This is a genomic window from Aeromicrobium sp. JP4 (assembly GCF_054957925.1).
The window spans coordinates 724,915-745,747 of sequence record NZ_CM143290.1 but is presented as its reverse complement, the minus strand read 5'-3'; the positions used below and the strand labels follow the sequence as shown (position 1 = coordinate 745,747).

General features: G+C 71.5%; 19 protein-coding genes. 13 read left to right on the top strand and 6 right to left on the bottom strand.

The annotated features are described in order from the left end of the window. Nucleotides 1-4: 4 nt before the first annotated feature. The 4 genes from ACY1JX_RS03720 (at nt 5) to ACY1JX_RS03705 (ending at nt 3,360) form a co-directional block, all read left to right on the top strand. On the top strand, nt 5-1,087 hold the full coding sequence (locus ACY1JX_RS03720; RefSeq protein ID WP_194956255.1) for a GHMP family kinase ATP-binding protein: 1,083 nt from the start codon (nt 5-7) through the stop codon (nt 1,085-1,087). Then, nucleotides 1,069-1,716 carry a D-sedoheptulose-7-phosphate isomerase gene (locus ACY1JX_RS03715; RefSeq protein ID WP_462565246.1) on the top strand — a complete coding sequence of 216 codons (648 nt, stop codon included), beginning with the start codon at nt 1,069-1,071 and terminating at the stop codon, nt 1,714-1,716. Before ACY1JX_RS03720 ends, ACY1JX_RS03715 begins: the two co-directional genes overlap by 19 nt. A 2-nt stretch (nt 1,717-1,718) precedes the next feature. Next, nucleotides 1,719-2,318 carry a D-glycero-alpha-D-manno-heptose-1,7-bisphosphate 7-phosphatase gene (locus tag ACY1JX_RS03710; protein WP_462565245.1) on the top strand — a complete coding sequence of 200 codons (600 nt, stop codon included), beginning with the start codon at nt 1,719-1,721 and terminating at the stop codon, nt 2,316-2,318. A 64-nt stretch (nt 2,319-2,382) separates the two neighbouring features. Then, nucleotides 2,383-3,360, top strand: a complete 978-nt coding sequence (locus tag ACY1JX_RS03705; RefSeq protein WP_462565244.1) for a PorA family protein — start codon at nt 2,383-2,385, stop codon at nt 3,358-3,360. Between the two features lie 75 nt (nt 3,361-3,435). Here the strand turns inward: ACY1JX_RS03705 and ACY1JX_RS03700 are convergent, their stop codons facing one another. Next, a complete protein-coding gene (locus ACY1JX_RS03700; RefSeq protein ID WP_462565243.1) occupies nt 3,436-4,539 on the bottom strand; it encodes a glycosyltransferase family 4 protein in 1,104 nt (367 codons plus the stop codon). A 212-nt stretch (nt 4,540-4,751) separates the two neighbouring features. Here ACY1JX_RS03700 and ACY1JX_RS03695 point away from each other — a divergent pair, with 212 nt between their 5' ends. The 6 genes from ACY1JX_RS03695 to rpsA all read left to right on the top strand — a co-directional run bounded on the left by ACY1JX_RS03695 (nt 4,752) and on the right by rpsA (nt 12,074). Beyond that, nucleotides 4,752-5,444 (top strand): methyltransferase domain-containing protein, encoded by a 693-nt coding sequence (locus ACY1JX_RS03695; protein WP_206679996.1) that lies wholly within the window; start codon nt 4,752-4,754, stop codon nt 5,442-5,444. Continuing rightward, nucleotides 5,441-6,175: a class I SAM-dependent methyltransferase gene (locus ACY1JX_RS03690; RefSeq protein WP_462565241.1), complete on the top strand. Its 735-nt coding sequence runs from the start codon at nt 5,441-5,443 to the stop codon at nt 6,173-6,175. Before ACY1JX_RS03695 ends, ACY1JX_RS03690 begins: the two co-directional genes overlap by 4 nt. 74 nt (nt 6,176-6,249) lie before the next feature. Continuing rightward, on the top strand, nt 6,250-7,182 hold the full coding sequence (locus ACY1JX_RS03685) for an NAD-dependent epimerase/dehydratase family protein (RefSeq protein WP_181755528.1): 933 nt from the start codon (nt 6,250-6,252) through the stop codon (nt 7,180-7,182). Nucleotides 7,183-7,191: 9 nt separating this feature from the next. Further along, nucleotides 7,192-8,442: a M18 family aminopeptidase gene (locus ACY1JX_RS03680; RefSeq protein ID WP_181755529.1), complete on the top strand. Its 1,251-nt coding sequence runs from the start codon at nt 7,192-7,194 to the stop codon at nt 8,440-8,442. Between the two features lie 14 nt (nt 8,443-8,456). After that, on the top strand, nt 8,457-10,490 hold the full coding sequence (locus ACY1JX_RS03675) for a CotH kinase family protein (protein WP_181755530.1): 2,034 nt from the start codon (nt 8,457-8,459) through the stop codon (nt 10,488-10,490). A gap of 123 nt (nt 10,491-10,613) precedes the next feature. Further along, nucleotides 10,614-12,074, top strand: a complete 1,461-nt coding sequence (gene rpsA, locus ACY1JX_RS03670) for a 30S ribosomal protein S1 (protein WP_181755531.1) — start codon at nt 10,614-10,616, stop codon at nt 12,072-12,074. A gap of 75 nt (nt 12,075-12,149) precedes the next feature. On the opposite strand, the gene ACY1JX_RS03665 is transcribed toward rpsA, so the two are convergent. After that, entirely contained in the window at nt 12,150-12,296 is a 147-nt protein-coding gene (locus tag ACY1JX_RS03665; protein ID WP_286927912.1) for a hypothetical protein, read from the bottom strand. Nucleotides 12,297-12,377: 81 nt separating this feature from the next. Here ACY1JX_RS03665 and ACY1JX_RS03660 point away from each other — a divergent pair, with 81 nt between their 5' ends. Next, nucleotides 12,378-13,334 (top strand): GlxA family transcriptional regulator, encoded by a 957-nt coding sequence (locus ACY1JX_RS03660; RefSeq protein ID WP_462565240.1) that lies wholly within the window; start codon nt 12,378-12,380, stop codon nt 13,332-13,334. A 6-nt stretch (nt 13,335-13,340) separates the two neighbouring features. On the opposite strand, the gene ACY1JX_RS03655 is transcribed toward ACY1JX_RS03660, so the two are convergent. Further along, complete coding sequence (locus ACY1JX_RS03655) at nt 13,341-14,666, bottom strand: class I adenylate-forming enzyme family protein (protein WP_462565239.1); 1,326 nt, start codon at nt 14,664-14,666, stop codon at nt 13,341-13,343. Between the two features lie 101 nt (nt 14,667-14,767). Here ACY1JX_RS03655 and ACY1JX_RS03650 point away from each other — a divergent pair, with 101 nt between their 5' ends. Both ACY1JX_RS03650 and coaE read left to right on the top strand, forming a co-directional pair. After that, nucleotides 14,768-15,661 (top strand): SH3 domain-containing protein, encoded by an 894-nt coding sequence (locus tag ACY1JX_RS03650; protein WP_462565238.1) that lies wholly within the window; start codon nt 14,768-14,770, stop codon nt 15,659-15,661. A gap of 10 nt (nt 15,662-15,671) precedes the next feature. Continuing rightward, a complete protein-coding gene (gene coaE / locus ACY1JX_RS03645) occupies nt 15,672-16,277 on the top strand; it encodes a dephospho-CoA kinase (protein WP_462565237.1) in 606 nt (201 codons plus the stop codon). Nucleotides 16,278-16,310: 33 nt separating this feature from the next. Here the strand turns inward: coaE and ACY1JX_RS03640 are convergent, their stop codons facing one another. The 3 genes from ACY1JX_RS03640 to ACY1JX_RS03630 all read right to left on the bottom strand — a co-directional run bounded on the left by ACY1JX_RS03640 (nt 16,311) and on the right by ACY1JX_RS03630 (nt 20,779). Continuing rightward, nucleotides 16,311-17,207: a sigma-70 family RNA polymerase sigma factor gene (locus tag ACY1JX_RS03640; protein ID WP_181756235.1), complete on the bottom strand. Its 897-nt coding sequence runs from the start codon at nt 17,205-17,207 to the stop codon at nt 16,311-16,313. A 102-nt stretch (nt 17,208-17,309) separates the two neighbouring features. After that, on the bottom strand, nt 17,310-19,442 hold the full coding sequence (locus ACY1JX_RS03635; protein ID WP_462565236.1) for a S9 family peptidase: 2,133 nt from the start codon (nt 19,440-19,442) through the stop codon (nt 17,310-17,312). After that, nucleotides 19,439-20,779 carry a DNA polymerase IV gene (locus ACY1JX_RS03630; protein ID WP_286927904.1) on the bottom strand — a complete coding sequence of 447 codons (1,341 nt, stop codon included), beginning with the start codon at nt 20,777-20,779 and terminating at the stop codon, nt 19,439-19,441. Before ACY1JX_RS03630 ends, ACY1JX_RS03635 begins: the two co-directional genes overlap by 4 nt. Nucleotides 20,780-20,833 lie beyond the last annotated feature (54 nt).

Sequence of the window (20,833 nt, the reverse complement as noted above, 5' to 3'; positions counted from 1 at the left end):
ACGGATGACACAGCAGTCCCACCCCGTGTCGACCGATCCCGGCGCCGCCGACGTGCGCCGTCCGGTGCTCCGGGCGCGGGCCCCGCTGCGGATCTCGTTCGCCGGTGGTGGCACCGACGTGGCGCCGTTCCCCGAGCGTGAGGGCGGCGCCGTGCTGTCGGCCACGATCTCGGCGTACTCCTACTGCACCCTGCGACCGCGGGCCGACGGCCAGGTCACGATCAAGTCGCTCGACTACGGCTACTCCGTCGGGTTCAACGTCGACGACGACCTCGAGCTCGACGGCCAGCTCGACCTGCCGAAGGCCACCATCGCGCGCCTGCGCCAGTACCCCGGCGCCGTCTCGGCCACCGGCTTCGATCTCTTCATCCACACCAACGCCCCGCCCGGCTCGGGCCTGGGCTCCTCGAGTGCCGTGATGGTCGCCGTGATCGGCGTCGTCGCCCAGCACCTCGGCCTCGACCTGACCGAGTACGAGGTCGCCGAGCTGGCGTACCGGCTCGAGCGCGAGGACCTGCAGATCCCCGGTGGCGCCCAGGACCAGTACGCGGCCGCGTTCGGCGGGTTCAACTACATCGAGTTCACCGACCAGGTCGTCGTCAACCCGCTGCGCATCCGCGACTCGACGATCCACGAGCTCGAGCACAACATGCTGCTGGCCTACACCGGCAACACGCGCGTCAGCGACCACATCATCGACGACCAGGTGTCGCGCTACGAGCGTGGCGAGGAGACCGCACTGGAGGGCCTGCGCGCCCAGAAGGAGCTCGCCGCCGAGATGAAGCTGGCGCTCGTCCGCGGCGAGGTCGACACGCTGGGACGCCTGCTCGGCCGCGCCTGGGACGAGAAGCGCAAGATGTCCGACCGCATCGCGACGCCCCTCATCGACCAGGCCATCACCAAGGCCCTCGAGCTGGGCGCCCTGGGCGGCAAGGTCACCGGTGCCGGCGGCGGAGGCCACCTGGTCTTCATCTGCGAGTTCGAGCGTCGCCACGTCGTGGCCGAGGAGCTCACGCGGATGGGCCTGGGCGTCTCGGAGTTCACGTTCTCGAGGGAAGGTCTGGTCACGTGGAGGGGACAGAGTTGACGGTCCGGCACCAGTTGCACAGCGCGTCCGAGGACGCGATCACCCAGGTCGTGGCGCAGCGCCAGACCCTGGGCATCGAGGCGTGGGCCAACCTGGCTCGCGCCCTCGAGGAGCCGGCCCTGGTCGAACAGGTCGACGCCGCCGGCCGTGCCGTCGTCGAGACGCTGCGATCAGGCGGCACGGTCCTGGTGGCCGGCAACGGCGGCAGCGCCGCGATCGCCAGCCACGTCGCCGCGGAGTTCGTGGGCAAGTGCATCCTCGACCGCGCGCCGCTCCCGGCGGTCTGCCTCGCGGACTCGCTCACCTCGATCACGGCGGTCGGCAACGACTACGGCTTCGACGACGTGTTCGTCCGCGGCGTGCAGTCGCTCGGTCGTCCCGGCGACCTGCTCCTCGCGATGTCCACCAGCGGACGCAGTGCCAGCATCCTGCGCGCGCTCGACGCCGCCCGCGAGCGGGGCCTAATCACGGTCGCACTCACCGGCGAGTCGGGCGGCGACCTGCCGGGCCGCGCCGACCACGTGCTGCACGTCCCGTCGGACTTCACTCCCCGCATCCAGGAGGTCCACATGCTGTGGGCCCACGCCTGGTGCGAGGCGGTCGACGTGCTGTCGCAGCCGACGTCCTGACCATGTGGTCGGCCGAGGCGCTGCTCGGGCGTGACACCAGCGAGATCCCGCCGCCCGAGCGCGACGTCCCCTGGGACCTCGTGCTGCTCGACCGCGACGGCACGCTCAACGTGCACCGCCCGGGCTACATCGCGTCTCCGGCCGAGCTCAGGCTGCGGCCCGGCGCCGCCCACGCCGTCGGGCAGCTCACCCGCGCCGGGCTGCGCACCGTCCTGGTCACGAACCAGCGCGGGATCGCCACCGGACTGCTGACCGAGTCGCAGCTGGTCGAGGTCCACACCGCCCTGGTGTCACGGCTCGCCCGGGCCGGCGGCCGGCTCGACGCGATCGAGGTCTGCCCCCACCAGACCGGCACCTGCACGTGCCGCAAGCCGCTCCCGGGAATGCTGCTGCGTGCCCTCGAGCGAGCGCCCTGGGCGCGACCCGAGCGGGTCGTGATGGTGGGGGACCAGCCCAGTGACGAGGCCGCCGCGCACGCCGCCGGAGTCGCGTGGCTCGACGCCGGAACCTCCGGCGTGGCGAGCGCTCGCATCGCCGACGTACTCATCAGTAGGGATCCGCACCAGAGCGGTTCCGTGGTGCTACGCTCTCGCGAGAGGTAACTCACAAATACTGTTTTGCATGACCTATTCGGAGGCACTTGTGCGGAAGTTTTCTCGTGGCGCTGTGGCGTTCCTGACGCTCGGAGCGTTCCTTCTGACGCTGGGCGTCGCGATGAAGGTGTACGCGTACGACCGGCTCGCCGTGGTCCCCCTGGACCAGAACACGCAGCAGGTCCTCGGCGACGACAACGCGAACTTCTTCGACGCCGACAACGTGGCCCCCGGCTCGGGCGCGATCACCACGATCGCAACCGTCATCGGCGATCCTGACCTGGCCGAGGAGGCCGCCGACGAGAACGACGGCGCCAACGTCGGCGTGTTCACCAAGGGTCAGAGCACCGACAACAACGACCAGGCCCCGCCGATCGACTTCCTCGAGCAGACGTTCGCGATCGATCGCTTCACCGGCGAGGCCGTGCCGTGGTCCGGCAACTCCCAGAACGGCGAGCCCGTCGACTACGAGGGCCAGATCATCAAGTTCCCGTTCAACACCCAGAAGAAGAGCTACGAGTACTGGGACGCGACCATCAAGGCGCCCATGACGATGGAGTACGAGGGCACCGAGAAGGTCGAGGGCACCGACGGCTCGATCGACACCTACCGCTTCACCGGCTCGGTCCCCGAGACCGAGTTCGGCATCCGTGAGGTCCCGCGCGGCATCTTCGGTCTCGAGGACACCAATTCGGTCGAGGCGACCCGGACTTACCAGAACGACCGCACCATCTGGGTCGAGCCCGAGACCGGCGTCATGGTCAAGATTCAGGAAGCCCAGAAGCAGTGGCTCAAGCTCGACGAGCCCGGTGCCGACGACGTCGTCGCCATGGACACGGTGAGCGCGTCCACGCCCGAGACGGTCCAGGCCACGATCGACGACTACGGCTCCAAGGTCGGCGTCCTGAAGGCCGTCCGCACCTGGCTCCCGCTGGCCATCGGTGGCCTCGGCGTGCTGTTCATCGTCGTGGGCATCGCGTTCGCGGTCCGGTTCCGCAACCAGCGCAACTCGGACGTCGACAGCGACGACGACGCGTACGCCACCGCCTGACGCATCGCAGCGCCGACAGACGGGCCGCCGTCCCCCTCGGGGGGCGGCGGCCCTTCTCGTGTGCGCGGGAGGGTCTCAGGGTCGCGCGACGCGCTCGACCAGGTCGGTCAGCTCGTGGCCCGTGCGGTCCCAGTCGAAGCGCAGCGCGAACTCGCGGGCCGCGGCGCCCAGCTTGGCGCGCTCGTCCGGGTCGACCAGCAGGCGACGCAGCCCGGCGATGAACTCCTCGTCGGTGTCCACGAGCAGGCCGGTGTGGCCGTCCTGGACCGACTCCTGCGTGCCACCGGCGTAGCGGAAGGCCACGGTGGGGACGGCGTGGTAGCCCGCCTCGAGGATCGTCAGGCCCCAGCCCTCCTTGATGGAGGGCATCGCGAGCGCGGCCGCACCCGCCAGGAGCGCGTGCTTCTCGTCGTCGCTCACGTGGCCGTGGAAGACGACCCGGTCGCTGACCCCCGCCTGTCGCGCGTGCTCGACGAGGGAGTCCATCCAGTCGCCGCCGCCGATGACGTCCAGCGCGATGTCGGGGTACTCGGCGGCCAGGGCGGCCACGGAGTCGATCGCCAGCTCCACGCGCTTGTGCGGGACGAGGCGGCCCAGGCACGCGAGGCGCGTGCCCCGCTCGGGCTCGGGCTCCTCCTGCAGCACGTGGTCGGGTGCCTCGTTGCCGCTGTAGACCACCGAGACACGGGCAGGATCCACGCCGACGGCGGCGAGCTCGCGGCGGGACGCCTCCGACACCGTGACGTACTGCTGGCGGCGGTAGACGAACGGCGCCACGTGGGACTCCAGGAACCAGCCGACCGAGGAGATGGGGCGGGGGAAGAAGGTGAACCACTGCTCGCGGTGGACGTGGTGGACCACGGCCAGCAGCGGCTTGCTGAAGACCAGGGGAGTCCAGAAGGGGACGCCGTTCTGGACGTCGATGACGATGTCGTAGTCGCGGCGGAGGCGCCACACGTGCCACAGGCCCCGCGGGTACACCGTGAACCGCCCGCCGGCCCGCACGATGCGGAAGCCGTGGCGCTCGGTCCGCGGCGTGCCACCGGGGAAGGAGGACGCGAACAGCACCACGTCGTGGCCGCGCTCGGCCATGGTGGCCGCCGTCCGCTCGGCGAACACCTCGGCGCCTCCGGCCTCGGGATGCTCCAGGTCACGCCAACTGAGGATGGCGATGCGCAATCCGCTGATAGCGTGCTCTCCTGTCCATGCGAGGGGTGAGGTGGCCGATGTCCTGTGAGGTGTGTTCGACACCGACGACGTCCGTGACCCTGCGGGACGGTCGCTCAGTGCTGCAGACCTGTCCGAAATGCTCTCACATCGAACGCGATCCGAAGGCCGCTCCGGCGCATCCGCGAGACGTCGCGTACGGCGGGGACCCCGGTCTCGACCGGGTGCGCCTCGCACTGACGTCGCGCACGCTGCGCCGCGCCGCCCCTTTGGATCCCGGCGCGCGCGTGTTCGAGATCGGCTTCGGCGGAGGCGCGATGCTGCGGAGATACCTCGACGAGGGCCATCCGGTCGCCGGCTGCGACCCCGACCAGCTCCGTGTCGACGTCGATCCGCAGGTGCGGGCGCAAGCGGAGCTGTACCCGTGCGGGATCGAGGAGGTCCCGGCGTCGGCCGAGGCGGCCGACCTCGTCTACGGCGTCCACGTCGTGGAGCACGTGCAGGACGTCGGTGCCCTGGCCGCGGCCGCGCTGCGGCTGCTGCGCCCCGGCGGACGGGTGCTGTTCCTGACCCCCGCGGCCGACAGCGCCTCCCTGCGCGCGTTCTCCGATGCCTGGTGGCTGCTGGAGGATCCCACGCACGTGCGGTTCTTCTCGGCGGCCTCCATCACGCGGCTGCTCGCGGACGCGGGCTTCCGCGACGTCCGCGTCACCCGCTCGCTCACCGACAACCTCACGATGGAGGGCGCCAGCCTCGTGCGCCGGCTCCGTCCGAGCGACCGCCCGGCCGGGGTGCTGGCCTCGCGGGCCACGCGCTGGGTCGCGATGGCCCTGGCTCCCGCGGCGCTGCTGCTGCGGCTGGTGCACCCGCGCTGGCGGCCGACGCTGGTCGTCACGGCCACCCGGGCGGCCCGATGAGTCCCGACGGCCTGCGTCGCTCGGTCCGGCTGTTCCGCGCCTTCCTCGTGGAGCAGACCGAGCCCGACCACTTCTACGGCACGCTCGCGCGCGACTCGGCCGACCTCGTCGAGCAGCAGATGTCCCTGCGCGGCAAGCTCGTCGTCGACGTCGGGGCGGGGCCGATGGAGTTCGCCCAGGAGTTCCGCCGTCGCGGGGCCCGCTACATGGCGGTCGACCTCGACCCCGACGTCCCGGCGCTGGCCGACGGGGGAGTGGCGGCGGACGCCGCTGCCCTTCCGTTCGCCTCCGGCTCGGCCGACCTGGTGTTCAGCTCGAACCTGCTGGAGCACGTGCGCTCCCCGCAGGTCGTGGCCGACGAGCTGCTGCGGATCGCCCGGCCCGACGGACTGGTCTTCCTCTCCTACACGAACTGGTGGTCGCCGTGGGGCGGTCACGAGACGTCGCCGTGGCACTGGCTCGGCGGCCGCCGCGCGATCGCCCGGTACACCCGCAAGCACGGCCATCCGCCGAAGAACCGTGTCGGCGAGACGCTGTTCAAGGTGTCGGTGGCGTGGGGGATGCGGTGGGCCCACCGGACCCCCGGCGTCCGCGTGGTCTCGGCGCGTCCGCGCTACCTGCCGCGCTGGGCCGCGTTCATCGTGCGCGTCCCGGTCGTGCGCGAGGTCCTGTCGTGGAACCTGTTGCTCCTGGTCAGACGAGAAGATCGCGAGAGCCCTCGTCAGGACTGAATCCCGGGGTACCCTGTGAACTGAGTCCTACTCGCCAGTAGAAACCTGGCGGGCTCCGACGAAGGGATGCACGGATGCGCGCGTTGGTTGCTGGCGGCGCCGGTTTCGTCGGGTCGCACCTCGTGGAGCGCCTCGTCGACGCAGGGCACGAGGTCGTCGTGGTCGACGACTTCAGCACGGGTCGGCGCGAGAACCTCGCCGCCGTGTCGCACCAGGTCACGATCGTCGACGCCGACATCTCCGACGCCGCCGCCGTCGACGCGATCGAGGGCCCGTTCGACCAGGTCTACAACCTCGCCTCCCCGGCCTCCCCGGTCGACTACCACCGGCTGCCGATCCACACGCTGATGACGGGGTCGATGGGCGTGAAGAACACGCTCGACCTCGCTCACGCGCACGGTGCGCGCTACCTGCTGGCCTCCACGTCCGAGGTGTACGGCGACCCGCAGGTGCACCCCCAGCCCGAGACGTACCTGGGCCACGTCAACCCGGTCGGCCCGCGCTCGGTCTACGACGAGGCCAAGCGCTTCGGCGAGGCCATGACCGCGGCCTACCGGCGCGAGTTCGGCGTCGACACCAAGATCGTCCGCATTTTCAACACCTTCGGTCCGCGCATGCGCGTCGAGGACGGTCGCGCCATCCCGAACTTCGTCCACCAGGCCCTCACCGGACGCGAGATCACGGTGGCCGGCGACGGTCACCAGACCCGCTCGATCTGCTACGTCGACGACCTGGTCGGCGGGCTCGTCGCGATGATGGAGTCCACCGCGACCGGGCCGGTCAACCTCGGCAACCCCGAGGAGATCTCGATGATCGACCTCGCCACGTGGATCTGCGACCTGGCCGAGTCCGGCTCGCAGATCGTGCATGTGCCCCGGCCGGTCGACGACCCCCAGATCCGTCGTCCCGACATCACGCTGGCGGGCGAGCTCCTGGGCTGGGCGCCGTCCACCACGGCCGAGATCGGCCTGAAGGCCACGATCGAGGACTTCCGCAACCGTCGTTAGGGTGGCGCCATGCACGCTGCGGACCGCCTGATCTCCTTCGTCGACGCCTCGCCGACGCCCTTCCACGCCTGCGAGACAACGGCCGTGCGGCTGCGCGAGGCCGGCTTCACCCAGGTGGACCCTCGCGACGCGTGGCCCACCGGCGCCGGGAGCCACTTCATCGTCACCGGCGGAACGCTCGTGGCGTGGTCGACCGGCGCCGAGGCCCCGGCCCATGCCGGCTTCCGCATCGTCGGGGCCCACACCGACAGTCCCAACCTGCGCCTGAAGCAGCACCACGACGGCTGGCGCGAGGGTCAGGCCACCGTCGCGCTCGAGCCCTACGGCGGCCCGCTGCTGGAGTCGTGGCTCGACCTCGACCTCGGCATCGCCGGCCGCGTCGCGCTGCGCGACGGCAGCACGCGCACGATCCGGGTCGACGAGCCGCTGCTGCGGGTGCCGCGGCTGGCGATCCACCTCGACCGCGACGGCTCCAAGGTGGACCGTCAGCGCCACCTCGACGCGCTCGCGGGGCTGACCCGCCGGCCGTTCCTCGAGGTCGTGGGGGAGCGGGCCGGCTTCGCCGCGAGTGACGTCACCGGGTTCGACCTCATGACCTTCGACCTCCGTCCGGCGGGCCGCACGGGTCCCGACCGCGAGCTGGTCGCCGCGCCGCGCCTGGACAACCAGGCCACGTGCGCCGCGGCCCTCGACGCCCTTCTCGGTGCCACGGAGGCGGCCGATCCCTCCGCCCGCCTCGTCATGGTGCTCTTCGACCACGAGGAGGTCGGCAGCACGTCCGAGCGCGGCGCCGACTCGCCGCTGCTGTCCTCGGTGCTCGAGCGCATCGTGCTCGCCGCTGGCGGCACCCGTGACGACGTCTTCCGCTCGTTCGCGGCGTCGGTCTGCGTCTCCGGCGACATGGCGCACGCCACGCACCCGAACCAGGCGGACAAGCACGAGCCGCTGCACCGGATCGAGCTCGGCGGCGGCCCGGTGCTGAAGGTCAACCAGAACCTCCGGTACGCCACCGACGGGGTCGGCGCGGGCATCTTCGCCGCCGCGTGCGAGGCCGCCGGCGTGCCGCTGCAGCGCTACGTGCACCGGGCCGACCTGCCGTGCGGCTCCACGATCGGGCCCATCAGCGCCGCCCGGACCGGTATCCTGACGATCGACGTCGGAGCCCCCCAGCTCGCGATGCACTCTGCGCGCGAGGTGATGGCGGCGGCCGACGTCGAGTCGTACGGACGGGCCCTTCGCGCGTTCCTGACCTCGGACTGAATCGGAGCGATCGCATGACCCGGGCCCTTCGCCCCCTGCTGTGTGGCCTGAGTGGTCTTCTGGTGCTGGCGGGGCTCGCTGTGGCGGCCCCGGCTCAGGCGGCTCCCGTTGCGTCGCTCACGGCGTCGCGCTCCACGGTGATGCCCGACGAGAACTTCTCCGTGGTGGTGAGGACTGGCACGCGCGTCAAGCGTCCGGTCGTGCTCAAGCACCGCCAGGGGAGAACGTGGCGGTCGGTCCGTACCACCACCGACGCCCGCGGAACCGCCCGCATCACCGTGGCGACGGCGCGTCGCATCGAGCTCCGCGCCACCGTCCCGAAGGTCACGGTGCGCGGGAAGAAGTACAAGGCACTCTCGACGAAGCGCGTCGTCGTGCGCACGGCGGCTCCGGCCGCGACGGTGTCCGTGGTGACCTCGTCGGAGCGGGTCGCCGTGACCGGCCGGGCGACACCGGCCCGGAAGGGTCGCAAGCTCAGCCTCCAGCGTCTCGACGGCGGGACCTGGCGCACGATCATCGCGGGCCGAGCGGGCAACGCAGCCGGTCGTGTGGACTTCGGAGCCGTGGGGACCCAGCGGGACCTCGGCGGACGGTCGTTCCGCGTCGTCGCCGGCGGGTGGAAGGGTGCGCCGCGGGTGACCGGCGCCGCGAAGGTCGTCCCCTCGCTGCCGGCCCCGCCGCGCGACCCCCAGCCGGAGGAGCCGCTCGACGAGCCCGATCCGGAGCCCACCGCCGAGCCGACCGTCGAGCCCACGCCCGAGCCGGCGCCCGCGGTGACGCAGCTGTCGGTGACGATCCGCGGCGTGGGCGACCTCGATCCCTGCACCGAGGTCATCACGACCAAGACCGACTACGTCAACGGCACGATGACGTTCCGCGACCGCGACGGAGGCGCGCCCCGGTCGGTCGCGGCCCGCCTGCGGGTGCGGGGCAACTCCACGGCGTCCATCGCCCGGAAGCGCCCCTACAAGGTCAAGCTCGACGCCTCGGCGTCGCTGCTCGGCATGCCCGCGAGCAAGGACTGGGTCCTGCTGGCCAACCACTTCGACCGGTCGATGCTGCGCAACGACCTCGCGATGAGGGCGGCCCGGATGCTCGGGGTCCCGTGGGCGCCGCGGCTCGAGTCCGTCGACCTGCGGATCAACGGCCGGCTCTGCGGGGTCTACCAGTTCGGCGAGGGCATCGAGGCCCAGGACGGCCGCGTCGAGCTCCAGGACGGTGACACGCTGCTCGAGGCCGACACGAACGACGACACGGATCCGCAGTTCCGCACCGAACGGGGCCTGCGCGTCTTCCTCAAGGCCGGTGAGACGAAGCACGTGAACCGCGTCGAGGACGCGTTCCAGGAGGTCGAGGACCTGCTGTACGACGAGAGCTTCCCGGACAACGGCTACCGCGACCGGATCGACGTCGACTCCTTCGTGACCATGTACCTCGTCAACGAGCTCACGAAGAACCTGGACGCGGGCTTCCGCAACAGTGTCTACCTGGTGATGCGCGCCGACGGCACCCTCGCCATGGGCCCGCCGTGGGACTACGACGTCTCGCAGGGCCTGGTCGACCTCGGGTACGCCGGCGACCTGCACCGGCCCACGGGGTGGTGGATCGGGCGCCTGTTCCACCCGCTCTTCCCCGATGACGCCTGGCGCCAGGCACTGCTGCCGTCGCAGCTGTGGAAGGAGCCGGGCGGCCACTACTACAACCGCCTGCTCACCGATCCGTGGTTCGTCGAGCAGGTCCGCGACCGCTGGCGCGAGGCCTCGCCGGCACTGGCGACGCTGGCGGGGCACGTCGACGCCGAGTCGGTGCGCCTGCTGGACAGCGCCGCCGCGAACTTCACGCCGCGCGAGGACGGCGGAGCGGGCCAGCTGGTGTGGGCGGCGCCCGAGGAGATCGGCTCGTGGACCCCGATGCTGCAGTTCGCGAGCGAGCCCGACTCCGGCGTCGCGCCCGGTGAGGGCTGGCTCAGGGAGACGGCACGGCTGCGCGACTGGATCGCCGGCCGGACCGCCTGGATCGACGAGCAGTTCGCATCGTCCGACGGCTGAGCCGCCGGTTTTACGTGGGCCCCCGCCGTGTCGTAGACTGACAGTTGCGCTGGTTCCGGCATGCCCGGAATCGGTGCGAACATCCTGTCCACACTCAATTCCATCCATTCGGAGCCCAACTACATGACTTCCGGCCTCGCAACTCCTTCTGCGGCCCCGCAGGTTGCGGTCAACGACATCGGCAGCGAAGAGGACTTCCTCGCCGCGATCGACAAGACCATCAAGTACTTCAACGACGGCGACATCGTCGACGGCACCATCGTCAAGGTGGACCGCGACGAGGTCCTGCTCGACATCGGCTACAAGACCGAGGGCGTCATCCCCTCGCGTGAGCTGTCGATCAAGCACGACGTCGACCCGAACGAGGTCGTCCAGGTGGGCGACTCCGTCGAGGCCCTCGTCCTTCAGAAGGAGGACAAGGAAGGCCGTCTGATCCTGAGCAAGAAGCGTGCTCAGTACGAGCGCGCCTGGGGCGACATCGAGAAGATCAAGGACGAGGACGGCGTCGTCGAGGGCACCGTCATCGAGGTCGTCAAGGGCGGCCTGATCATGGACATCGGCCTGCGTGGCTTCCTGCCCGCGTCGCTCGTCGAGATGCGTCGCGTCCGCGACCTGGACCCGTACATCGGCCAGAAGCTCGAGGCGAAGATCATCGAGCTCGACAAGAACCGCAACAACGTGGTCCTGTCGCGCCGTGCGTGGCTCGAGCAGACCCAGTCGGCCGTGCGCCAGAACTTCCTCAACGAGCTCAAGAAGGGCCAGGTCCGCAAGGGCGTCATCAGCTCGATCGTCAACTTCGGCGCCTTCGTCGATCTTGGCGGCGTCGACGGCCTGGTGCACGTCTCGGAGCTGTCCTGGAAGCACATCGACCACCCGAACGAGGTCGTTCAGGTCGGCGACGAGGTCACCGTCGAGGTGCTCGAGGTCGACCTGGAGCGCGAGCGCGTGTCGCTGTCGCTCAAGGCGACCCAGGAGGATCCGTGGCAGCACTTCGCCCGGACCCACCAGATCGGCCAGATCGTCCCGGGCAAGGTCACCAAGCTCGTCCCCTTCGGTGCGTTCGTGCGCGTCGAGGAGGGCATCGAGGGCCTGGTGCACATCTCCGAGCTCGCCGAGCGTCACGTCGAGATCCCCGAGCAGGTCGTCCAGATCGGCGACCAGGTCATGGTCAAGATCATCGACATCGACCTCGAGCGTCGCCGGATCTCGCTGTCGCTGAAGCAGGCCAACGAGACCGAGGTCGCGGCCGAGGCCGACAGCTTCGATCCCACCCTGTACGGCATGGCGTCGTCCTACGACGAGCAGGGCAACTACATCTACCCCGACGGGTTCGATCCCGAGACGGGCGAATGGCAGGAGGGCTTCGAAGAGGCCCGCGCGACGTGGGAGCGTCAGTACGCCGAGGCGCACGACCGCTGGGAGGCCCACAAGAAGCAGGTCGCCGAGGCCGAGAAGGCCAACCTCGAGGCCGGCGAGGTGGGCGAGTACACGTCCGCTCCCGCCGAGGAGGAGCAGACCGGCGGCTCGCTGGCTTCCGACGAGGCCCTGCAGGCCCTGCGTGAGAAGCTGACCGGCGGCGAGTGATCTCCCGCTGAGCACGACGAAGGCCCCCGACCTGATGGTCGGGGGCCTTCGCCGTTCCCGGGGTGACGCGGACAGTCAGGAGTCATACGAGGCGCCGAACGTGTCGCGGGAGTGGCTGCGAGGGCCGGGGCGGACGCCGAGTCCGTCGTGGGTGATGGTCGTCCACAGCCCCGCCGTCATCAGCACGGCGGTCGTGGCCAGCAGGAGAAGCAGAATCATCATGTCTCCAATCCTGCGATCAGTGGTATCCTGCCACCAGTGGCAGGAATGCCAGTTCCCGTCGATATCCCGCCAGGAGGCGCCATGACCAAGGTCGCGATGATCGTGCCCGAGCAGGCCGAGCCGTTCGGCATGGGCGTGCTGGCCGAGGTCTGGGCCGAGCCGCACCACCCCGACGACGACAACCCCGTCTTCGACTTCGTCGCGTGCACCCCGGTGCCGGGCATCGTGTCGGGCGCCTCCGGGTTCGACTTCGTCGTGCGCCACGACCTGTCCGCCGCGGCCAACGCCGACCTCGTGGCCGTGGCAGCCAAGCGCGACTACCTCGTGGAGGATCCCCGGATCAGCGAGGCCCTGCGCGCCGCCCACGCGCGCGGAGCCACGATCATGGCCTCCTGCACGGCCGCGTTCAGTCTCGGCTTCGCCGGGCTGCTCGAGGGGCGTCGCTGCACGACGCACTGGCGCTACGGCCCCGAGCTGGCCGAGCGCTTCCCCGAGGCCGACCTGGACATCGACGTGCTCTACGTTGTGGACCGCGGCATCGTCACCGGAGCGGGCTCGGCGGGCGGCATCGACGCGAACCTGCACCTGATGCGCCAGTGGTACGGCGCCCGTGTCGCCGCCACGGCCGCGCGCCGCATCGTCGTGCCGCCGCACCGCGACGGCGGCCAGGCGCAGTTCGTGCGCGCGCCGATGCCCGCCATCGAGGCCGAGACGCTGGCACCCGTGCTGGACTGGGCGCAGCAGCACCTCGCCGAGCCGCTCACCGTCGCGTCCCTGGCCCAGCGCGCCCACCTCTCCGAGCGCACCTTCGCCCGCCGGTTCCGCGACGAGACGGGAACCACGCCGTGGCAGTGGCTGCTCGGTCGCCGGGTGGCGATGGCGGAGGAGCTGCTGGAGACCTCCGAGCTCTCGATCGAGCAGATCGCCCACCGCGTGGGCTTCGGCAACGCCGCGACCCTGCGCCACCACTTCGGCGCCGTGCGGGGCACCAGCCCGCAGGCCTACCGCCGGTCGTTCACGTGCGTCGAGTCGGCCTGAGGGGGCTCACAGCTCGGTGCGCCTGACCTTGCCCGTCGCCGTGCGGGGGAGGGCGTCGACTCGCTCGTAGGACTTCGGGCGCTTCGGCGGCGCCAGCCGCTCCTGCGCCGTGGTCCGGAGGTCACCCTCGGTGGCGTCGCCCACGTAGGCCGCGACGACCCGCTGCCCCCAGCGCTCGTCCGGACGGCCGAACACCGCGATCTCGACCACGCCGGGCACCTCCACGAGGGCGGCCTCGACCTCGGCGGGATAGACGTTGACGCCGCCACTGATGATGAGGTCGGTGCGACGCGAGTCGAGGTGGACGAAGCCGTCCTCGTCGACGCGGCCGAGATCGCCCACGGTGAACGCCGGGCCGTGCTCGGTCCGGCGCCAGGCCTGCTCCGTGCGGGTGGGGTCGTTCCAGTACTCGAAGCGCCCCCACGCCGGGACGGCGCACCACAGCTCGCCCTCGTCGTCCACGGTGATGACGCGCCCGGGTCGCGCGCGGCCCACGGTGCCGGGGTGCTGCTCCCACTCCGTGGCCGGACACGCGGTGAACTGCCCCTCGGTGGAGCCGTAGAACTCCCAGACCACGTCGGTGCCGAACAGGGCGTGGGCCCCGCGGCGGATCGGGTCGGGACACGGTGCCCCGGCGTGCGCGACGAGGCGGAACGAGGAGACGTCGGTGCTGGCCCCGGACGCCAGGAGAGCGAGCAGCCGCTGCAGGTGGGCCGGCACGCAGAACATCGTCGTGGGGCGCACCGCCTCGACCGCCTCGCAGAACGCCTCCGGCGTGAACACCGGCAGGACCACGACGGAGCCACCGGCCAGTGCGGTGCCGAGCGCGAAGCGCAGGGGAGCGGAGTGGTAGAGCGGCGAGACCACGAGGTTCACGTCCGAGGCGGCGAATCCCCAGAGGTCCCGCTCCTCCAGCACGGCGGCCTCGGCGTCCGCCGCGTCCCAGAACCCCGACCACACGCCCTTGGGGCGCCCGGTGGTGCCGGAGGTGAAGTGCATCGGCCGGCAGCGGGGGAACGTGTCGAGCTCGTCCGGGTCCTCCACAAGCAGCTCGGTGAACCGCACGAGCGAGTCCAGCACGAGAGCGGGGGAGACGTCGGCCAGGATCGGCTCGCGCTCGTGGGGCGTCAGGCGCGGGTCCAGGGGCACCGGGATGCGTCCCGTGGCGACGCAGCCCCACACGGCGGCCAGCAGCTCGACGCTGTTCGGCAGGCTGACGACCACGCGGTCGCCCTTGGCCACGCCGGCGCGCCGGACGCCGGCGGCGAAGCGCCCGGCAAGGCGCCGCAGCCGGTCGGCGGGGACGGCCAGGGGCTCGGCCGGGTGTGACATCGCTCATTCCTCTCGCGGCGGTTCGGCGGACTCGCTGGGATCCGCGTGCTCAGTATGGTTGACTGGCGAACGGCCGTTCCCCCGACTCCGTATTGGTATCGATGACCCAGACCCCCAAGCCCGGACACCGGCGCAGGCCCGTCGTCCGCGACCCTTGGTACGTCCGTGCCCGTCGGCACGGTGCCATCGCGACCGGTGTGGCCTCCGTCGGCGTGGCCGCGGTCGCCGCCCTCAGCACCTCCTCGGTCACCCTGGCCGACGCCGCCCCCGCCGCTGACGCATCGCTCGCGGCCCAGGGCGACATCGTCACCGAGTCGCTCGGTGGCACGGCCCCCGCCCGCGCCTCGCGCAGCAGCGCCGAGCGTCCGCCCCTGCCGTCCGCGGCCGAGGCCGACGCCCTGGTCAAGGGCTCCCTGTACGCACAGAAGACCGTCCCGGTCCGTGCCGACGCCTCCGACGACTCGCCGGTGCTGGCCACGGTGGCCAAGGGCAAGACTCTCCAGGTCACGGGCGAGACCCGCGGCGGCTGGACCCAGGTCATGCACAACGACCTCCCACGCTGGGTCTCCAGCGAGCTCGTCGCCGAGGAGGAGCCCAAGCTCGGGCCCACCGAGGGCGCGATCTCCACGGCCGCCTGCCTGCGGGGCTCCGGCGTCGAGTCGGGCCTGCAGCCCGACACGGTGCGCGTCTACCGCGCCGTGTGCGCCCGCTTCCCCGAAGTCACCAGCTACGGCGGTCTGGCCGGCCGTGGTGAGCACGCCACCGGGCACTCGCTCGACATCATGATCGGGGGGGAGTACGGCTGGGATCTCGCCGCCTTCCTGCAAGCGAATCGGACCCAGCTCGGAGTCGACTACCTGATATACAAGCAGCGGATCTGGAGCGTGGATCGCGGCGGCGAGGGATGGCGCGGCATGAGCGACCGCGGTGGCGTTACGGCCAACCACTACGACCACGTCCACGTCACCACCGTCGGCAGCGCCGGCACCCTCTGAGCCTGCGCTGATGGCACCTCGGGTCGGGCTCACCGGCGGCATCGCCTCGGGCAAGAGCACCGTCAGCGGTCGCCTGGCCGAGCTCGGTGCCGTCATCATCGACTACGACCGGCTGGCCCGTGAGGCGGTCGAGCCCGGCAGCCCCGCGCTCGACCTGATCGCGCAGCGGTTCGGCGCCGACGTCATCGCCGCCGACGGCACGCTCGACCGGCCGCGCCTGGGCTCGCTCGTGTTCGCCGATCCGGCGGCGCTGAAGGACCTCGAGGCGATCACGCACCCCGCGATCCGCGACCTGGCCGCGCTGCGCGAGCAGCAGGCGGGCGACGCGATCGTCGTGCACGACAACCCGCTGCTCGTCGAGATGGGCGCGGCGGCGTCCTGCGACGTGGTGATCGTCGTCGACGCACCCGAGGACGTGCAGATCGCCCGCATGGTCGCCGACCGGGGCATGACCGAGGACGACGCCCGGGCCCGCATCGCGGCGCAGGCCTCCCGTGAGGCGCGCCGGGCCGCCGCCGACGTCGTCATCGAGAACACCGGCACCCGGGAACAGCTGAGCGCCCGGATCGACGAGGTCTGGAAGGACCTGGTCGAGCCGGGCGCTCGCTGGGCCTGACGCCGCTGCACAGCGTCGGGCCGGGGATGGCCGCTAGGCGGCCAGTTCGGGATCGGCGATCTCTCGCAGTCGCGCGATCGCCTGGCGCTCCACCTGACGCACGCGCTCGGCGGAGATGCCGTGGCGCTTGCCGATGTCGGCGAGCTTCTGCTGACGACCGTCGAGCAGGCCGTAGCGGGCCTTGACGATGTCGGCCTCGCGGGCGTCGAGGCGATCGACGAGCGCGAGCAGCTGGTCACGGGCGTCGTGGTCGAGCATCGCCAGGTCGGGGCCGGGTGTGCTGTCACGAGCGATCAGGTCGCCCAGGCTCGTGTCGCCGTCCTCGTCCACGGGGGAGTCGAGGCTGACGTGGTCACGGCCCCAGGCGAGCAGGTCGATGACGCGCTCGACGTCCATGCCGAGCTCGGCCGCGATCTCGGCGGGCTCGGGGTCGTGCCCCAGCTGACGCTCGAGGTTGCGACGCGCGCCGGAGACCTGGTTGAGCTCCTCTACGACGTGCACGGGGAGGCGCACGACGCGAGCCTGCTGGGCCACGCCGCGCGTGATCGCCTGGCGGACCCACCACGTGGCGTAGGTCGAGAACTTGAAGCCCTTCGCGTAGTCGAACTTCTCGACGGCGCGGATGAGGCCGGTGTTGCCCTCCTGGATGAGGTCGAGCATCGGCATCTGGGCACGCCCGTACTTGCGGGCGATCGACACGACGAGACGCAGGTTCGCCTGGACGAACTCCTGCACGGCGCGGTCGCCCTCCTCGGCGATGAACTCCAGCTCCTCGCGGGTGGCGCGCTTCGGGGCGCCGCCCTTCGCACGTCCGATCCGGCCGGTCTCGAGCAAGTGGCGGGCGTACAGCCCGGCCTCGATCGTGCGGCTCAGCTCGACCTCGCGCTCGGCGTCGAGCAGCGGGGTGCGCGCGATCTCGGACAGGTACATGCCGACGCTGTCCTTGCCCTCGAATTCACGGTCTTCCACGGTGATCCTCCTGACGGTGGCTTCACCCGGTACAACGACCGCGGGAGCGCTGGGATTCCGTTCTCAGGAGTTTCTTGGAATGCCGCGGGTGACCTGCGTCGCAGTGTCGATGATCCACGCCAGCTCCCACGCCCGCTGGCGCCACGCGGCGTACCGCCCGCTGACCCCGCCGTGGCCCGCGGCCATCTCGGTGCGCAGCAGCACCGACCGCTCGGCCCCGGTGACCTCGCGCAGGCGCGCGACCCACTTGGCGGGCTCGACGTAGAGCACGCGGGTGTCGTTGAGCGAGGTGCCCGCGAGGATCGACGGGTAGGGCACGTCGGCGACGTTCTCGTAGGGCGCGTACCGCTTCATGTACGCGTAGACCTCCGGGTCGTGGAGCGGATCGCCCCACTCGTCCCACTCGATCACCGTGAGGGGCAGGGAGGGGTCGAGGATCGTGGTGAGCGGGTCGACGAAGGGCACGTCGGCGAAGATGCCGGCGAAGGCGTCGGGAGCCAGGTTCGCCACCGCGCCCATCAGCAGGCCGCCCGCGCTGCCGCCCTCGGCCACGAGCCGGTCGGCCGACGTCCAGCCCTCGTCGGCCAGGTGACGGGCGCACGCGACGAAGTCGGTGAAGGTGTTCATCTTGGCCAGCTGCTTGCCCTGGTCGTACCAGGCGCGTCCGAGCTCGCCGCCGCCGCGGACGTGCGCCACCGCGTACACGAACCCGCGGTCGAGCAGGCTGAGCCGCGAGATCGAGAAGTCGGGGTCGAGGCTGATCTCGTAGGAGCCGTAGCCGTAGATCACGCCGGGGGCGGAGCCGTCGCGCGGCGTGCCCTTGCGGCAGACGATCGAGAGCGGCACCAGCGCTCCGTCGTCGGCGCGGACCCAGGCGCGGTGCTGCTCGTAGTCCTCCGGGTCGAAGTCGCCCAGCACGGGCGCCCGGCGGCGCAGGATCCGCTCGCCCGTGGCGGGGTCGAGGTCCCAGATGGTCGCGGGCTCGACGTAGGAGGTGTAGCCGATGCGCAGGTAGCGCGGGTCCCACTCGGCGTTGCCGGCGAGGCCGCACGTGAAGAGCTCGGCCTCGAAGTCGAGCTCCTGCGCCTCACCGATCCCGTCGTCGCCGATCGGCATGAGGGCCAGCCGGGTGGTGGCGTCGCGCCGGTACGACAGCACGAGGTGACGCGCGAAGGCGTCGGCGGCCTCGAGTCGGACGTCGTCCGAGCCCGGCACGAGCACGGTGGTGGCCGTGGGCTCTTCGAGCGGCGCCAGCACGAGCTCGAAGTTGATCGCCCCGTCGTTGTGCAGGATCGCCAGCTGGTCGCGGCCGCCGACCACGAGGTGCTCGACGGAGTAGTCGACGCCCTCGCGGCGCGGCCACACGACGTCGAACTCGCCCGTGGGGTCGGTGGCGTCGAGGAGGCGGACCTCGGTGGTGACCTTCGAGCCCACCGCGATCACGAGGAAGCGCTCGGAGCTGGTGCGGCCGAGCCCGACGAAGTAGCGCTCGTCGGGCTCCTCGAAGACGAGCACGTCGTCGGCGGTCGAGCCGAGCTCGTGGCGCCACACCCGGTGCGGCCGCCACGCGTCGTCGACGGTGACGTAGAAGAGGTGGCGACCGTCGGCCGACCACGTGGCGCCCGGTGCGGCGCCCTCGATGTGGTCCTGGAGGACTTCGCCGGTGGAGAGGCGCCGCACGCGGATCGCGTACCGCTCGTCGCCCTGGGTGTCGACCGACCACGCCAGCAGGTCGCCGTCGTCGGAGACGCTGAAGGCACCGAGGGAGAAGAACTCGTGGCCCTCGGCCTCGTCGTTGGAGTCGAGCAGGACCTCCTCGCCGGGCAGGGCGGCGCCGGGCTCGACCACCGGCGGGTCCCAGTCCTCGGGTCCGGCGATCGGGACGCGGCAGCGGATCGCGTACTGGCGGCCCTCGACCGTGCGCGAGTAGTACCACCAGCGGTCGTGCCGGACGGGCACCGACATGTCGGTCTCGAGCGTGCGGTCCTTGATCTCGGTGAAGATCTGCTCGCGCAGGTCGGCCAGGTGCGCCGTGGTGTCCTCGGCCCAGGCGTTCTCGGCCTCGAGGTAGGCGATCGTCTCCGGATCGTCCTTGTCGCGCAGCCACTCGTACGCATCGACGACGGTGTCGTCGTGGTGCTTTCGCTCGCTGGGGCGGCGGGGGGCTCGGGGGACGGCGGGCCGCGGGTCGGTCATTCCTCGACCGTACCGGCCGGGTGCGACACGGGCTCTCGATGGCCGGGCGCGAGGTCGGGGTCGTCCGCGCGCAGGGTCCGGACGGGGCCGATCGGGGTGTGGCGCGTCTCGAACCGCACGGTGACGAGCCCCATTCCGCGGCCCCACACCCAGCCGTCCCCGTGCTCGGCGTGGTGCACGTCCATTCCCGGGGACCACTCGCGCGGTCGCTGCGGCTCGGGCGTCTCGTCCACCGCCTCCTCGAGCACGCCGTCCGCGTCCGGCTCGGCCTCCTGCGCGAACAGGTCGTCCTGCACCCAGTCGGCGAGTCCGCTGATGCCCACGCCGAGCAGGCGCAGGCCGCCGCCGACGTCGGTGGCGTCCAGCAGCCGGCGTGCCATGGCCACGATCGTCCGGGTCTGGTCGGTGGGCGCCGGGAGGCTGGTGGACCGCGTGTGGGTGCTGAAGTCGTGGTACCGCACCTTGAGGGTGACCGTGCGCCCCGAGAGGCCGGCGCGGCGGAGGCGCTCGGCGGTGCGGCGGGCCATCGCGTCGCAGATCAGCCCCAGCTCGGTCCGGTCGACGATGTCGGTCTCGAAGGTGTCCTCGGAGCTGACGGACTTGTTCTCGCGGTGCGAGCTGACCGCGCGGTCGTCGATGCCGCGGGACAGCCGGTGCAGCGAGGCTCCGGCGGAGGCCCCGAGCAGGTCGACGAGCTCGGCCTCGGTGTGACGCCACACGTCGCCGACCCGCGTGATCCCCACGTGGTGCAGCCGGGCCGCGGTGGCCGGCCCGACCCCGGCGATCACGGTGATCGGCATGGGCTCCAGGAGGTCCTTCTCGGTGCCCGGCGCGACGATGAAGGAGCCGTCGGGCTTCTCGATCTCGCTGGCGATCTTCGCCATGAGCTTCGACGGCGCGACGCCCACCGAGGCGGTGAGCCCCTCGGTGAGCCGGGTGACGTCGGCGCGCAGCTCGGCGACGAGCTCGGGCACGGCGTCTGGGTCGAACGCCTCGCCCGCCGCCAGGTCGACGAACGCCTCGTCGAGGGAGAGCGGCTCGACGGCGGGGGACAGGCGTCGCAGGCGCTCCATGACGATCGACGAGGCCGCGCGGTACGCGTCGAACCGGCCGGAGAGGAAGGCCGCGTGCGGGCACCGCGACCGGGCCTCGGCCATGCTCATCGCGGAGCGGACGCCGAAGCGCCGCGCCTCGTACGACGCGGTCGAGACCACGCCCCGCTGGCCGATCCCGCCGACGATCACCGGCTTGCCGCGCAGCGACGGCTTGTCCCGCTGCTCGACCGAGGCGAAGAACGCGTCCAGGTCCAGGTGCAGGATCGAGGCCGTCGGACGCATGTGCCCATTCTCCCCGGTGGCGCCCGGCGGCGACGGCTTTCGCGGGGTGACACG

What these genes read in the sequence shown, in the direction of transcription:
- ACY1JX_RS03720 (WP_194956255.1), top strand. Translation starts at nt 5, where the DNA reads ATGACACAGCAGTCCCACCCCGTGTCGACCGATCCCGGCGCCGCCGAC.
- ACY1JX_RS03710 (WP_462565245.1), top strand. Translation starts at nt 1,719, where the DNA reads ATGTGGTCGGCCGAGGCGCTGCTCGGGCGTGACACCAGCGAGATCCCG.
- ACY1JX_RS03690 (WP_462565241.1), top strand. Translation starts at nt 5,441, where the DNA reads ATGAGTCCCGACGGCCTGCGTCGCTCGGTCCGGCTGTTCCGCGCCTTC.
- ACY1JX_RS03685 (WP_181755528.1), top strand. Translation starts at nt 6,250, where the DNA reads ATGCGCGCGTTGGTTGCTGGCGGCGCCGGTTTCGTCGGGTCGCACCTC.
- ACY1JX_RS03680 (WP_181755529.1), top strand. Translation starts at nt 7,192, where the DNA reads ATGCACGCTGCGGACCGCCTGATCTCCTTCGTCGACGCCTCGCCGACG.
- ACY1JX_RS03675 (WP_181755530.1), top strand. Translation starts at nt 8,457, where the DNA reads ATGACCCGGGCCCTTCGCCCCCTGCTGTGTGGCCTGAGTGGTCTTCTG.
- rpsA (WP_181755531.1), top strand. Translation starts at nt 10,614, where the DNA reads ATGACTTCCGGCCTCGCAACTCCTTCTGCGGCCCCGCAGGTTGCGGTC.
- ACY1JX_RS03665 (WP_286927912.1), bottom strand. Translation starts at nt 12,296, where the DNA reads ATGATGATTCTGCTTCTCCTGCTGGCCACGACCGCCGTGCTGATGACG.
- ACY1JX_RS03660 (WP_462565240.1), top strand. Translation starts at nt 12,378, where the DNA reads ATGACCAAGGTCGCGATGATCGTGCCCGAGCAGGCCGAGCCGTTCGGC.
- ACY1JX_RS03655 (WP_462565239.1), bottom strand. Translation starts at nt 14,666, where the DNA reads ATGTCACACCCGGCCGAGCCCCTGGCCGTCCCCGCCGACCGGCTGCGG.
- ACY1JX_RS03650 (WP_462565238.1), top strand. Translation starts at nt 14,768, where the DNA reads ATGACCCAGACCCCCAAGCCCGGACACCGGCGCAGGCCCGTCGTCCGC.
- coaE (WP_462565237.1), top strand. Translation starts at nt 15,672, where the DNA reads ATGGCACCTCGGGTCGGGCTCACCGGCGGCATCGCCTCGGGCAAGAGC.
- ACY1JX_RS03640 (WP_181756235.1), bottom strand. Translation starts at nt 17,207, where the DNA reads ATGTACCTGTCCGAGATCGCGCGCACCCCGCTGCTCGACGCCGAGCGC.
- ACY1JX_RS03635 (WP_462565236.1), bottom strand. Translation starts at nt 19,442, where the DNA reads ATGACCGACCCGCGGCCCGCCGTCCCCCGAGCCCCCCGCCGCCCCAGC.
- ACY1JX_RS03630 (WP_286927904.1), bottom strand. Translation starts at nt 20,779, where the DNA reads ATGCGTCCGACGGCCTCGATCCTGCACCTGGACCTGGACGCGTTCTTC.